The sequence below is a fragment of the Amycolatopsis sp. WGS_07 genome, from assembly GCF_045278895.1.
Taxonomy (GTDB): Bacteria; Actinomycetota; Actinomycetes; order Mycobacteriales; family Pseudonocardiaceae; genus Amycolatopsis.
Genome location: NZ_CP136053.1, coordinates 10,112,172 through 10,126,024, shown reverse-complemented (window position 1 = coordinate 10,126,024; position 13,853 = coordinate 10,112,172). Strand labels below are relative to the sequence as shown.

The following is a 13,853-nucleotide window of genomic DNA, read 5'->3' as shown; positions in this document are numbered from 1 at the left end:
TGGTGACCGCCGTCAGGCCGCCGGAGGAGCCACTCTACGATCGACGGCATGGCCGAGTTCATCTACACCATGAAGAAGGTGCGCAAGACCGTCGGGGACAAGGTGATCCTCGACGACGTGAGCACCGCGTTCTACCCCGGAGCCAAGATCGGCGTCGTGGGCCCGAACGGCGCCGGCAAGTCGACCGTGCTCAAGATCATGGCGGGGATCGAGCAGGCCAGCAACGGCGAGGCCTTCCTGCAGCCGGGCGCGACCGTCGGCATCCTCATGCAGGAGCCGGAGCTGGACGAGACCAAGACCGTCCGGCAGAACGTCGAGGAGGGCCTCGGCGAGACCAAGCAGAAGCTCGACCGCTACAACGAGATCGCCGAGCTGATGGCGACCGACTACAGCGACGCGCTGATGGAGGAGATGGGCCAGCTCCAGGAGGAGCTGGACCACGCCGACGCCTGGGAACTCGACTCGACCGTCGAACAGGCCATGGACGCCCTGCGCTGCCCGCCGCCGGACGAGCCGGTCACCCACCTCTCCGGCGGCGAGCGCCGCCGGGTCGCGCTGTGCAAGCTGCTGCTGTCCGCGCCCGACCTGCTGCTGCTCGACGAGCCGACCAACCACCTGGACGCCGAAAGCGTGCTGTGGCTGGAGCAGTTCCTGGCCACCTACAAGGGCGCCGTCCTGGCCGTCACCCACGACCGGTACTTCCTGGACAACGTCGCCGAGTGGATCATGGAACTCGACCGCGGCCGCGTCGTCGGCTACGAGGGCAACTACTCCACGTACCTGGAGAAGAAGCGCGAGCGGCTCGAGGTCCAGGGCAAGAAGGACGCGAAGCTGGCCAAGCGGCTCAAGAGCGAGCTGGAATGGGTGCGGTCCAACGCCAAGGCGCGCCAGACCAAGTCCCGTTCGCGGCTCGACCGCTACGAGGAGATGGCCGCGGAGGCGGACAAGCACCGCAAGCTCGACTTCGAGGAGATCCAGATCCCGCCGGGCCCGCGGCTGGGCAGCGTGGTGGTCGAGGTCGAGAAGCTGCGCAAGGGCTTCGACGACCGGGTGCTCATCGACGGGCTCTCGTTCGACCTGCCGCGCAACGGCATCGTCGGCGTGATCGGCCCGAACGGCGTCGGCAAGACGACGCTGTTCAAGACCATCGTCGGGCTCGAGGAGCCGGACGGCGGCTCGGTCAAGATCGGCGAGACGGTCAAACTGTCCTATGTGGACCAGAGCCGCGGCGGGATCGACCCGAAGAAGACCGTGTGGGAGGTCGTGTCCGACAAGCTCGACTACATCCACGTCGGGCAGACCGAAATGCCCTCGCGCGCCTACGTGAGCGCGTTCGGCTTCAAGGGCCCGGACCAGCAGAAGCCGGCCGGCGTGCTGTCCGGCGGCGAGCGCAACCGGCTCAACCTCGCGCTGACGCTCAAAGAGGGCGGGAACCTGATCCTGCTGGACGAGCCGACGAACGACCTGGACGTCGAGACGCTGGGCTCGCTGGAGAACGCGCTCGAGCAGTTCCCCGGCTGCGCCGTCGTGATCTCCCACGACCGGTGGTTCCTCGACCGGGTCGCCACGCACATCCTCGCGTGGGAAGGCACCGACGAGGACCCCGCGAAGTGGTTCTGGTTCGAGGGCAACTTCGAGGGCTACGAGAAGAACAAGGTCGAGCGCCTCGGCGCCGAAGCGGCTCGTCCGCACCGGGTCACCCACCGCAAGTTGAAGCGCGACTGACCGGCGCGGGGGTCCCGAGTGGAAACCAGCAGGCACAACCGGCCCAGCCCGTCCGCGACCGCGGACGGGCGGCCCGCCGTTGCCAGTGGCGGGACCCTCGCCGACCTCGGTCGGCTGATCGACCGGGCGGAATCGCTGCGCTTCCGGGCGCCTGAGCTGTCCCTGGTTCTCGGCGAACGCTCGGCCGCGCTCGCGGAGACGGCGGGCGCGGACGGGCACTGGATCCGGGCGGAAGCGCTCGTGGTGTCCGCGCGCGTGCGGATCGGCGCGCGGACGTCCACGGTCGGCCGCGCGGTCGCGGCGCTGCGCGCGGCCGAGCATGCCGGATACGCCACTACGGCGGCGCGGCTGCGCGTCGACCTCGCGGTGTGCTCGCGCAGCCTCGGCGTTCCGCTGATGGGGCTGGCCGCGCTGCGGCCGGTGCTGTCCGAGGACGTGCCGCCGTCGCTGCGCGCGGAAGCGCTGTGCCACCTCGTCGGATGCCTCGCCCAGTTCGGCCGGAAGGCGGAGCTGGACCGGGTGCTCGTCGAGGCGGACCGGCTGCTGGTGGCCGACGATTCCCTCGACGCGGACGACCGGCTGCTCATGCGGGCGTTGCTGCGCAACGGAACCGCCGCGCACCGGCGCCGTCACGGCGACCTCACCGCGGCCGCGGACGCCGCGCGCACCGGGCTCGGCTTCCTCGAGAAGATGGACCGGCCCGGCGACGACGGCGGTCTCGTCCGCATCCGGCTCGTGCTGCAGCTGGTGAGCACGCTGCTCGACCGCGGCGACGCCGACATGGCTTACGACATCGCCGAACCCGTGCTGCGGGAACCGGTCCGGGCCGCCGGGGTCGCGCCCGCGGCGTGGCTGCGGCTGGCCGTCGCGACGCGCATCCACCTGCCCGCCGGGGCCGGCGACGCCGCCGCCGAGCTGGTGGGGGAGGCCGTCGCGGCCACCGACCGGCACGGGCTCGCGGCGGTCACCGCGCGGTTGTGGCTGGAGCTGGCGCAGATCGAGGAACGGTTCGGCAGCGCGGAAGAGGCCATCGGCTGCCTGCACCGGGCGCGGGCCGCGGAACACGTGCACGCGCGGGCCCGGCGCCAGGCGTGCGGGCTGATCGCGGGCGAGCTTGGCGCCGAGGCAGTGGCGTCGATGGACCTCGACGACGTCCTCGCCGCGTCCGCCCCGCGCGACGGGCGTCCGGTGTCGATGGAGGTCGAACCGCGGGTCGCGGCCGAGGAGACCTCGGTGATGCCGGCGATCCGGGACGAGGATCCGGTCGCGGCTCCGCTGCCTGCCGTTCCGGCGCGGGTCGAGGTGGCCGCAGAGCCGGTTTCGGCGTCGGGCTGGATCGCGGCGGCGGAGAAGAAGCCGGCGTGGTCGTTCCGGCGGGCCGCGGCGGAGACTGAGGCCGAGCAGACCTCGGTGATGCCGGCGATCAAGGAGCCGGCCGAGGAGACTCCGCGGACCGGCGGACGGCGACGGGCCGAGGACCGCAAAACGCCGGTGCTGCCCGGGTGGGCGCGGCCGTTCGGGCGGAAGAACGCGGAACCGCCCGCGCCGCGCAAGCGAGCGGCCGACGATGCTCCGGCGCGAGCGGCCGAACCGGAGACCCGTCGCGAAGACCCGGTGCGGGCGGAGAGCGCCGTTGTGCAGCGGGCCGCGGACGATGTGCCAGCTCGCCGGGCCGAGACGCCGCAGCGGCCTTCTCCGGCCCCGGAAGAGGTTCGCTGGCCGGACCCGGTGAAGGCGGCCGAGGACGTGCCGGTGCGAGCGGTTGCCGAGGCACCGGCCCCGGCTGAGGAGAAGCCGAGCGAGGAGCCGAGGTTCTCGCTGCGGATGCCGGATCTTTCGGACATCCTGCCGGAGCTGCCGCTCGCCCCGCCTCCCGCGGACGAGCCCGCCGCGCCGCTGTGGGAAAGCGCCGAATGGGCGCGGGAGGAAGCGGCCCGCCGCGAATCGCGCGGGCGCAAGACCCGGCACGACGCCGAACACGGTTCGGTCGCCGCGAAATCGGTGCTGGACCGGCTCGGCATCACCGCGAGCGGCGGGGGCGGCGGACGTCGCCGCGCCGACGAGCCCGGGCGTCCGGAAGCCGCGGCGGACCCGGAACCCGAGCCCCAGGACAAGCCGGAGCTGGCCCCCGCGCCGCGACCGGAGGAAGCCGGACCGGCCGAGGAGCCGTGGCTGCCCCGGCTGCGGATGCCGCCGGCGCTGGACCCGCTGTCCGACATCGACGCGTGGACCCCGTCGGAACAACCCTTCCCAGAGGGCTACGCGCGAGCCATCGCGGAGGACGAACCGCCGCCGGACGCCGGTCTCGCGGAACTGCTCGCCCGCGCGCTCGCCGAACACCAGGCGGGCACCGCGAGCGCGGCGGCGCTGGTGAAACGCCTCGGCCCGAACGACGAACCGAAGCCGATCAACGGCCGGGCCACCGCGGACCGCCACCGCAACAACGGCGACTGACATCCGGCGGCCGGCGGGGAAACCGTTGTGCCGCAGGAAAGTGCTCGTGAGCGGCAATCCCGGTGAGAACCGGGACAAACACTCACGACCCCCAACCCGGCCGAAGGATGCCGTAGCCGCGTGCGGCAGGCCCCGCCCTGCCCGGAGTTGCTCAGTCGCGCCGTTCTGCGCGCACCCCGCGATTGCCTCATCCTGGACATCGCTGCTCCTCCCGGACCACCCCGATCCCTCTGTCGCAACGGAAGAATTAGCCCGTCCGGGTGGGAATTCTCGCAGGGGTCCGACGCAACCTTTTCCGTTCTCGCCGCGGGCGTTACGGAAGCTGAACCGATCCCGAAGCGGCCGCGAAGCAGCCGGACGGCGCGTCCCGGCCGCGTGCCAAGCCTTTTGCCGGAAGCGGCCCGGCCGAACTCGCCGGTAGCTGAACCGATCCCGCGCGGCGGGCCCGCCGGGGACCCCTGAAACGAACCTTAAGTCTTTCCCCGCCGCGAACCGGGCCGCCTCCGGGCGGATTAGGGTGAAGGAAGTCCGGCACGTTGTGGTGACGGACGCATCTCGGTCTCGCACACTGGAGAGTTGCTCAATGAGCTCGACGGGAGTCTCGTCCCCGCCCGATGTCGGCACCGAAGCCGGCGCCACCCGCCGCACGGCCAGCCCGGAACAGATCCGGGACGAGCTGATCGACACCGCCGCGGCGCAGGCGCCGGAGATCGCGGACCTGATCCGCTTGTACTACCGGCACATTCCGGCCGACGAGATCGTCGGCGACGATCCGGCCGCGCTCGTCGGCGCGGTGCGGTCGCACCTGCAGCTGGCGAAGCATCGCGTGCCCGGCCGCCCGGCGGTCCGGCTGCTGAACCCGACCACCGCCGAGGACGGGTGGACGCGCGACGCGACCGTCGTGCAGGTGGTCACCGACGACATGCCCTACCTCGTGGACAGCGTCACCGCGGAGTTCGCCCGCGACGGAGTGCAGGTGCAGCGCATCGTGCACCCGATCGTGGTGGTGAGCCGCGGCCTGACCGGCGAGCTGGAGGGCCTGCACCTGGACGCCGATCCGGCCGATCCGCCCGCCGGGGCGTCCGCGGAATCGTGGATGCTGGTGGAGATCGATCTCGTCACCGACCCGCAGCGGGCGCGCGAGCTGGACAACCGGCTGACGTCGGTGCTCGGCGACGTGCGCGAGGTGGTCGAGGACGCCGAGAAGATGGCGCAGACCGCTTGCTCGCTCGCGGAATCGCTGGAGCAGAACCCGCCGAAGCTGCCCGGCAACGGCGACGAGATCACCGAGGGCGCGCGCCTGCTGCGCTGGCTCGCCGACGGCCACTTCACCTTCCTCGGCTACCGCAAGTACGAACTGGTCGACAGCCCGCAGCCGGACAGCGACGAGCCCGCCCTGCGCGCGGTTCTCGCGTCCGGGCTGGGCGTGCTGCGCCAGGACAGCCTCGCCGCCCGCAGCCTCACCGCGGGCCCGGACAGCTCGGTCGACGCGCTCGCGCCGTCGCTGCTCGTGCTCACCCAGGCCAGCGCGCCGAGCACGGTGCACCGTCCGGTTTATCCGTATTACGTCGGCGTGAAAACGTTTGACGAGCACGGCAAGGTCACCGGCGAGCACCGGTTCCTGGGCATGTTCACCACCACCGCGCTGCACGAGAACGTGCTCGACATCCCGGTGGTCGGCCAGCGCGTGCGCGAGGTGATCCACCGCGCCGGGTTCCCGATGGAGTCGTTCTCCGGCCAGCGGATGCTGGAGGTGCTGCAGAACTGGCCGCGCGCGGACCTGTTCTCCGCGGACACCGATTCGCTGTACTCCACCACCACCGGCGCGATCACGCTGTCGGACCGGCGGCGGCTGCGGCTGTTCCTGCGCCGCGACCCGTACGGCCGCTTCTACTCCTGCCTGGTCTACCTGCCGCGAGACCGCTACACGACGCGGTCGCGGCTGGCGATGCAGGAAGTGCTGCTCGAAGAACTCGAAGGCACGCAACTGGAATACAGCGCGCGTGTCGGCGAAACGCTGCTGGCGCAGGTGCACTTCATGGTGCACACGGACCCGTCGAACGTGGTCGAGCCGGACACACTGCGGATCCAGGAACGGCTCAACACCGTCGTGCGCAGCTGGGACGACCGGCTGGTCGAGGCGATCATCGCGGAACGCCGCGAGCGCGTCGGCGACGGCGGCCCGATCGGCATGATGGGCGAGGAGTCCGTGGTCGACCGGGGGCAGCGCTTCGGCGCGGTGTTCCCCGAGGCGTACAAGGAAGATTTCACCGCCGAGGACGCGCTGGCCGACCTGGGCAAGCTCGACACCCTCGAAAAGGAGGGCGACCTCGCGCTGTCGTTCTACCTGCCCGCGGACGCCGAACCCGGCGAGCGGCGGTTCAAGCTCTACCTGCGCGGCGAGGGCGTCACCCTGTCCAAGGTGCTGCCGGTGCTGCAGGCGATGGGCGTCGAGGTGGTGGACGAGCGGCCGTATGAGCTGTTCCGCGAGGACGGCGGGGCCAGCTGGATCTACGATTTCGGCCTGCGCGTGGACAAAAAGGGTCTCGAAGAAGCCGACGAAGCGGCCGCGGTCGCGGTGCGCGAGCGGTTCCAGGACGCGTTCCACGCGGCGTGGCAGGGCGAGGCGGAGGTCGACGGCTTCAACGCGCTCGTGCTGCGCGCCGGGCTCACCTGGCGCCAGGCCGCGGTGCTGCGGGCGTACTCGCGCTACCTGCAGCAGGCGCGCAGCCCGTTCTCCCAGTCCTACATCCAGAACACGGTCGTCAAGCACACCGAGGTCGCGACGAAACTGTTGCGGCTCTTCGAAACCCGCTGCGATCCGCAACTGTCCGATGTGGACCGGAAGACGCACGCGGAATCGCTGACCGCCGAGATCTCCTCGATGGTCGACGAGGTCACCAGCCTCGACGAGGACCGGATCCTGCGCCGGCTGCTCGCGGTCATCAACGCGACGCTGCGCACGAACTACCACGTGCGCGACGCCGACGGGAACCCGCGGCCGTACCTGGCGCTGAAGCTCGACCCGAGCGGCGTGCCGGATCTGCCCGAGCCGCACCCGAAGTACGAGATCTTCGTGTACTCGCCGCGCGTCGAGGGCGTGCACCTGCGGTTCGGCGAGGTCGCGCGCGGCGGGCTGCGCTGGTCGGACCGCCGGGAGGACTTCCGCACCGAGATCCTCGGCCTGGTCAAGGCGCAGGCGGTGAAGAACGCGGTGATCGTGCCGGTCGGCGCGAAGGGCGGCTTCGTGGTGAAGCGCCCGCCGTCGCCGACCGGGGACGCCGGGGTCGACCGCGACGCCCAGCTCACCGAAGGCATCGCCTGCTACCGGATGTTCATCTCCGGCCTGCTGGACCTCACCGACAACCGCGTCGAGGGCGAAACCGTGCCCGCGCCGAACGTGGTGCGCCACGACGCCGACGACAGCTACCTGGTCGTCGCGGCGGACAAGGGAACCGCGAAGTTCTCCGACATCGCCAACGAAGTCTCGGCGCAGTACGGCTTCTGGCTCGGCGACGCGTTCGCGTCCGGCGGTTCGGTCGGCTACGACCACAAGGCCATGGGCATCACCGCCAAGGGCGCGTGGGAGAGCGTGAAGCGGCACTTCCGCGAGCTGGGCAAGGACACCCAGACCGAGGACTTCACGGTCGTCGGCATCGGCGACATGATGGGCGACGTCTTCGGCAACGGGATGCTGCTGTCCGAGCACATCCGGCTGGTCGCGGCGTTCAACCACATGCACGTCTTCCTCGACCCGAACCCGGACGCCGCGTCGTCCTTCGCGGAGCGGCGGCGGCTGTTCGACCTGCCGCGCAGTTCGTGGGACGACTACGACCGCTCATTGATCAGCGAGGGCGGCGGGATCTACCCGCGTTCGGCCAAGACCATCCCGATCACCCCGCAGGTCCGCGAGGCGCTCGGCCTCGACGAGGGCGTCACGAAGCTCGCGCCGATGGACTTGATCCAGGCGATCCTGCTGGCCCCGGTCGAACTGCTGTGGAACGGCGGCATCGGCACCTACGTCAAGGCCGAAAGCGAAAGCCAGGCCGCGGCGGGCGACAAGGCCAACGACGCGATCCGCGTCAACGGCAACCAGCTGCGCGTGAAGGTCGTCGGCGAGGGCGGCAACCTGGGCCTGACCCAGCTCGGCCGGATCGAATTCGCCCGTTCCGGCGGCAAGATCAACACCGACGCGCTCGACAACTCGGCCGGCGTCGACTGCTCCGACCACGAGGTCAACATCAAGATCCTGCTCGACCACCTGGTGGCGGGCGGCGAACTGGAGCACACCCGCCGCAACGAGCTGCTCGGCGAGATGACCGACGAGGTCGGCTCGCTCGTGCTGGCCGACAACTACCGGCAGAACGCGGTGCTCGGCGTCAGCCGGGCGCACGCCGGGCCGATGGTGTCGGTGCACGCGCGGCAGGTGTCCGCGCTGGTCGCGAAGGGTGCGTTCGACCGCAAGCTGGAGGCATTGCCGACCCCGTCGCAGTTCCGCGCGCTGGAGAAGGCGGGCGAGGGCCTCACCTCGCCGGAGCTGGCGACGCTGCTCGCGCACGTGAAGCTCGACCTCAAGGACGAGCTGCTCGCCTCCGACCTGCCCGAGTCCGAGGTGTTCACCCGCAGGCTGCCGGAGTACTTCCCGGCCCCGCTGCGCGAACCCTTCGCCGCGGCGATCGCGCAGCATCCGCTGCGCCGCCAGATCATCACCACGCTGATCACCAACGAGCTGGTCGACGGCGGCGGGATCTCGTTCGTCTACCGCCTGATGGAGGAGATGAACGCGACCGCCACCGACGCGGTGCGCGCGTACGCGGTGGTCACGCACGTCTACGACCTGCCGAAGCTGTGGGCCGAGATCGACGCGCTGGACAACGTGGTGCCGACCGAGGTCGCGGACGGGATGGTGCTGGAGACGCGGCGGCTGCTCGACCGGGCCGCGCGCTGGTTCCTCACCAACCGCCCGCAGCCGCTCGCGCCGCTGGCCGAGATCAACCGGTTCGGCTCGGTGCTCGCGGAACTCGGCCCGAAGCTGGGCGAACTGCTGCGCGGGCGCGAACTGGAGTCGGTGGAGCAGGACGCGGCCGCGCTGGTCGACCAGGGCGTGCCGGCCGATCTCGCCCGCCGGGTGGCGCTGCTGCTGCACAGCTACGGCCTGCTCGACGTGGTCGAGGTGGCGGAGCTGGCCGAACAGCAGGTCGGGCTCGACGCGACGCACACCCCGGCCGACACCGCCGAGCTGTACTACGCGTTGTCCGATCATCTGGACATCGACAAGATGCTCACCGAGATCAGCGCGCTGGAACGCGGCAACCGCTGGCACGCCCTCGCCCGGCTCTCGCTGCGCGACGACGTGTACGGTTCCCTGCGCGCGATCGCGCTCGACGCACTGCGGCACAGCGATCAGGACCTGTCCGTCGACGAGCAGATCGAGCAATGGGAGAAGGCCAACGCGTCGCGGCTTTCGCGGGCGCGCGTGGCGCTGGACGAGATCACCCGTTCCGGGCGGCTCGACCTCGCGACGCTGTCCGTGGCCGCGCGCCAGATCCGGAGCACGGTGCGGTGACATTTGTTTCCCACGTCCAGCCGCGATGGTCGGACATGGACGTGTTCGGGCACGTCAACCACGCGAACGTGGTGACGCTGCTCGAAGAGGCCCGGGTCCCCGTGCTGTTCGGCGAAGCCGAGCGCGCGGGGCTCACCGAGCTGCCCAAGGGCGTCGTGGTCGTGAAGCTCGGCGTGTACTACCGCGCGCCGATCGTCGCGGCGCCCGGCCGCCCGGTGCGCGTGGAGATCACGCTCACCGAGCTGAAAGCCTCGACGGTGACGCTCGGGTACGTCGTGCGGACCGGCCCGGACGCGGCCGATCCGGTCGCGGTCACCGCGGAAACCGTGCTGGCCCCGTACGACACGGTCAAGCTCCGGCCGCGCCGGCTCACTGACGAGGAATCGGAATTCCTCAAGCGGGTGCTCGCCGATGCCTGAGCTGCGGATTCCCGATCCGGCCGACCGGGAGACGCTGAGCGCGTTCGTCGCCCGCGCGGTGCGGCTGGACGGCACGACCGCCGTCCGGCTGCGCCGCCGGGGCGACGACGTCGTCGAAGCGTGGACGGCCACGCCGTTCGAGGTCCTCGCGACCCGCGCGGTGGCGGGGACGGTGACCCCGGCGGACATCACGGTGTCCGGCAACGAACTGCTCGCGGCGCTCGCCGTCGCGGGCGGCGAGGTGATGGACCCGGGCCCGGCGCGCGATCTGCTGTGGCACGCCGAGCTGCCGGTGTCGGATCGCTGGCAGCGGGTGGACGAGCTGCCGGTCGACGTGGTGTCGGACCTCGCCGATCGCGGCGTCGCGCTGGCCCGCGACAACGCCGGGCCGCACGGCACGCCGCCCGCGTCGCTGATGGACCAGGCGGTGCTCACCGTGACCGGGGGAGACCTCGAGGTCAAGGTCCAGATGCGCTGCCTGTTCGCGCTGTCCGGGATGGGCTTGTTCGACTCGTCCATCGACGGCGACGTGATCCGCGTGACCGCCACCGATTCCTGGCTGCGCCTCGACGCCCGTTACGGCGCGGTGCTGAAGCGGCGCCAAGCGTTGCTGCCGCTGCTGTTCTAAGGCGATTCTGCTGGCGGGAGCCGCCCGGCGGTGTCATCGTGAGGAGATGAACGAACCGGACGGCGACCCGACCGCGGACTTCCTCGCCGAGGTACGGGCGGAGGAGACACCGTGGCGCACCGACCGGCCCGCAGACGCGGTGGAGGATCCCGCGCCGGAGGCCGGTCCCGGACCCGGTCGCGCCCGGTCGGTGGTGCGTGCGGTGGGCGAGGCCGCGCCGTATGTGCAGGCCGGATTGTTCGCCGCGTGGGTGGCGACCTCGATCGCCGATTCCGCCGACGGGAGCGGTCAGGCGGGGGATTTCGGCGGCTAGACGGGTTGAACCCGGCTGCGGGGTTGTCCCAGCAGGTAGAGTCGAGGCCCCCGGTCAGCTGCCGGATTTCCCGTCCGGTGCGACCCCGATCATCGCGACCGCTCGCGTCCGCGCGCCCCGGCGACCCCGGCCAGTTCCCGCGCGGAACGCAGCGGCGGCGGAAGAGGAGACCCATGCTCCTGTCCGGCCCGGAACGTCCGATGTCCCTGCCCGCCGCCGACGATCCGCAGGTCCTGCGACGGGCGCTGGCCGACTACGTGCGCGAGGTCGCCGCCGCGGTCGGGGTTTCGGCGGAATGCACGTCGTGCGAGGTCGCCGACACGGTCACCGCGTACGTCGCGCTGAGCGGGCGCTCGCCCCGTTTTCCCGGCCGGGATCTGATGCTGGTGTGGAGCACGGGGCAGGGCTGGACGGTCGCCGTGGAGACGACGCCCGCGGAGGCTCCGCAGGTGGTGGCCCATCTGGGCGGGGACGTGACGCCCTCCCCGGAACGGGTGCGCGGATTCGTCGCGGAGGTGCTGCGGTCGGCCGAGGAGGCCGGGACGCCGGGGCCGGTGCTGGCCGTGTCCAGCCACGGCGACCTGCGGACCCGGCTCGAGGAGCGGGTCCGCAGGAGCTGAGCCGGGAGTCAGGCGGCCTTGAGCTTGCGGGCCAGCCGCTCGGGCCGGGGCCAGCGCACGTGCGAGGCCCAGCGGAATTTCTCGAACAGCCAGATCAGCCGCGCGGAGATGTCGAGCTGACCTCGGCCGACGCCGTGCCGGGCTCCGGTCGGGTCGGCGTGGTGCGAGTTGTGCCAGGACTCGCCGAAGGACGCGATGGCCAGCGGCCAGAAGTTCGCCGAACGGTCGCGCGCCTCGAACGGGCGCTCGCCGATCAGGTGGCACAGCGAGTTGACCGACCAGGTCACGTGGTGCAGCGCCGCGACCCGGACCAGCCCGGCCCAGAAGAACGCGGTCAGCGCGCCCCACCAGCTCATCGTGGCCAGCCCGCCGATGAGCGCGGGCAGCAGCAGCGTCGCGACGGTCAGCACCGGGAACAGCCGGTCGATCGTCCGCAGGTCGGCGTCGTCGAGCAGGTCCGGGGCGAAGCGGCGCGGGTTGGTCCGGTCGCGGCCGAACAGCCAGCCCATGTGCGCGTGCCAGAAGCCCTTCGCGAGCGCGGCGGGCGTCGAGCCGAAGCGCCACGGCGAATGCGGGTCGCCGTCGCGGTCGGAGTACGCGTGGTGGCGGCGGTGGTCGGCGACCCAGTCGATCACCGGTCCCTGCATGGCCATGCTGCCCGCGACGGCGAGCGCGATCCGCAGCCCGCGGCGGGCGCGGAACGCGCCGTGGGTGAAGTACCGGTGGAAGCCGACGGTGATGCCGAGGCCGCTGACGCAGTAGAACCCGGCGGCGAGGCCGACGTCGAGCCAGCTGAGGCCCCAGCCCCAGGCCAGCGGCACCGCGACGGCGACCGCGAGGAGGGGACGACGGCGAAGAGCTTCACCAGGAAGGCCTCGGTGCCGGTCTTGTGGCCGGCGAGCATGGGCTGCGGCGATTTCGGGGGACGCTGGACGGTGCTCTGGGTGTCGATGGGTAACGCTCCTACTCGAGCTGGTCCGGGCCCGCCGCGCTCTGCGGGGGCCGAGGCCGGTGCCGCGGCGCTGGCGGGCCGGAAGGGGAGCCGCCGCGGGGGACGCGCCGTGCGTGCGTACTGACCAGGCAGGGGAGGGCCTCAGGGCCAGTCGCGGCCTGCTCTGGTCAACGGATGGTCTCGCGTCCTGGTTCCCGGACCGCGAAAGACCTTGCGCGGCCGGGAAAATTCACCGGCGCGCACGGGGATGCCGAACGAAATCGGCTGCCGGGAGCGGAAAAATCTCGCTCCGGCGCGGTCCCCTGGTGCGGAAAGCCTTCCGCACCAGGGGAAACACCAGCGGAACTCAGATGGCGCGGACGCCGGTGGCCTGCGGGCCCTTCTGGCCCTGGCCGACCTCGAACTCCACCCGGGCGTTCTCCTCAAGGCTGCGGAAGCCGTTGCCCTGGATCTCCGAGTAGTGCACGAACACGTCGCCGCTGCCGTCGTCCGGGCTGATGAACCCGAAGCCCTTTTCGGCGTTGAACCACTTCACGGTGCCTTGCGTCATAAAAACGATCTCCATCGGACTCACAACAGATGCCACCTCGGCATCCGGGCCGGCAACCGACGGTGTGCCTTCCGGAAAGAGAAACACCACGCCCGCTACATCTTGCGAGCGTGGCTGCGGGACGTACCCACCGCACGAACACAAAACACGACCACCGCCAGTAAAGCATGCCGGGCGCGGTCCCACCAGGGCTGGAACCCGGACGGTCCACTGTGGACCCCGCGGCGCGCGGGCCGGACGGGGTGCACGGGCAGGTCAGGGCGGGGAGTAGCGTCTGCGTGGTCGAGAAGTCCCATCGCGCGCCGGCGTTCGAGCCGGCGTCCTCCCCGGCGGGCCCGGTCGCCCGGAGCCGCCGGTGGGCCCTCCCACCTCGACGAGGAGCGACATGCGCTCGGAACGACGTCCGCTGTCCGCCGAAACCAGTGAATTCGCCCGTGCCCGGGTCTCCGCCGAAGCGGACCTGCGCACCCAGCAGCAACACGCCGCCCGCACCGTCGCCGGGCATGCCCACGACGTCGACGACCTGCGCGGACTGCTCGACATGCTCGGGCTGGAGGCATCCTCCCGCGCCTGACCGGCCAGCCGTCCGTGCGGGGAACCCTGAGGGACTCTGATTCCCCCAGGGT

General features: G+C 71.5%; 9 protein-coding genes and 1 pseudogene. 8 read left to right on the top strand and 2 right to left on the bottom strand.

The features are described from left to right. Positions 1-48 precede the first annotated feature (48 nt). The 7 genes from ettA to RPX00_RS47335 all read left to right on the top strand — a co-directional run bounded on the left by ettA (position 49) and on the right by RPX00_RS47335 (position 11,725). On the top strand, positions 49-1,725 hold the full coding sequence (ettA, locus tag RPX00_RS47365; protein ID WP_406635995.1) for an energy-dependent translational throttle protein EttA: 1,677 nt from the start codon (positions 49-51) through the stop codon (positions 1,723-1,725). A gap of 18 nt (positions 1,726-1,743) precedes the next feature. Then, positions 1,744-4,179, top strand: a complete 2,436-nt coding sequence (locus RPX00_RS47360; RefSeq protein ID WP_406635993.1) for a hypothetical protein — start codon at positions 1,744-1,746, stop codon at positions 4,177-4,179. Between the two features lie 583 nt (positions 4,180-4,762). Next, positions 4,763-9,745, top strand: a complete 4,983-nt coding sequence (locus RPX00_RS47355) for an NAD-glutamate dehydrogenase (RefSeq protein ID WP_406635991.1) — start codon at positions 4,763-4,765, stop codon at positions 9,743-9,745. Continuing rightward, positions 9,742-10,164, top strand: coding sequence for an acyl-CoA thioesterase (locus tag RPX00_RS47350; protein WP_406635989.1), 423 nt, complete (start codon positions 9,742-9,744; stop codon positions 10,162-10,164). The genes RPX00_RS47355 and RPX00_RS47350 overlap by 4 nt, the downstream gene beginning before the upstream one ends. Continuing rightward, positions 10,157-10,792, top strand: a complete 636-nt coding sequence (locus tag RPX00_RS47345; RefSeq protein ID WP_406635987.1) for a hypothetical protein — start codon at positions 10,157-10,159, stop codon at positions 10,790-10,792. The genes RPX00_RS47350 and RPX00_RS47345 overlap by 8 nt, the downstream gene beginning before the upstream one ends. Positions 10,793-10,838: 46 nt before the next feature. After that, positions 10,839-11,105, top strand: a complete 267-nt coding sequence (locus tag RPX00_RS47340; protein WP_406635985.1) for a hypothetical protein — start codon at positions 10,839-10,841, stop codon at positions 11,103-11,105. A gap of 173 nt (positions 11,106-11,278) precedes the next feature. Then, positions 11,279-11,725, top strand: a complete 447-nt coding sequence (locus tag RPX00_RS47335; RefSeq protein ID WP_406635983.1) for a DUF6292 family protein — start codon at positions 11,279-11,281, stop codon at positions 11,723-11,725. Between the two features lie 8 nt (positions 11,726-11,733). Here RPX00_RS47335 and RPX00_RS47330 read toward each other — a convergent pair. Then, positions 11,734-12,629, bottom strand: a pseudogene (locus RPX00_RS47330) (acyl-CoA desaturase). 394 nt (positions 12,630-13,023) lie between these two features. Next, positions 13,024-13,227: a cold-shock protein gene (locus RPX00_RS47325; protein WP_378305381.1), complete on the bottom strand. Its 204-nt coding sequence runs from the start codon at positions 13,225-13,227 to the stop codon at positions 13,024-13,026. A 385-nt stretch (positions 13,228-13,612) separates the two neighbouring features. Between RPX00_RS47325 and RPX00_RS47320 the strand changes: the two genes are divergently transcribed. Continuing rightward, positions 13,613-13,801, top strand: coding sequence for a hypothetical protein (locus tag RPX00_RS47320; protein ID WP_406635981.1), 189 nt, complete (start codon positions 13,613-13,615; stop codon positions 13,799-13,801). Positions 13,802-13,853 lie beyond the last annotated feature (52 nt).

What these genes read in the sequence shown, in the direction of transcription:
- ettA (WP_406635995.1), top strand. Translation starts at nt 49, where the DNA reads ATGGCCGAGTTCATCTACACCATGAAGAAGGTGCGCAAGACCGTCGGG.
- RPX00_RS47355 (WP_406635991.1), top strand. Translation starts at nt 4,763, where the DNA reads ATGAGCTCGACGGGAGTCTCGTCCCCGCCCGATGTCGGCACCGAAGCC.
- RPX00_RS47345 (WP_406635987.1), top strand. Translation starts at nt 10,157, where the DNA reads ATGCCTGAGCTGCGGATTCCCGATCCGGCCGACCGGGAGACGCTGAGC.
- RPX00_RS47340 (WP_406635985.1), top strand. Translation starts at nt 10,839, where the DNA reads ATGAACGAACCGGACGGCGACCCGACCGCGGACTTCCTCGCCGAGGTA.
- RPX00_RS47335 (WP_406635983.1), top strand. Translation starts at nt 11,279, where the DNA reads ATGCTCCTGTCCGGCCCGGAACGTCCGATGTCCCTGCCCGCCGCCGAC.
- RPX00_RS47325 (WP_378305381.1), bottom strand. Translation starts at nt 13,227, where the DNA reads ATGACGCAAGGCACCGTGAAGTGGTTCAACGCCGAAAAGGGCTTCGGG.
- RPX00_RS47320 (WP_406635981.1), top strand. Translation starts at nt 13,613, where the DNA reads ATGCGCTCGGAACGACGTCCGCTGTCCGCCGAAACCAGTGAATTCGCC.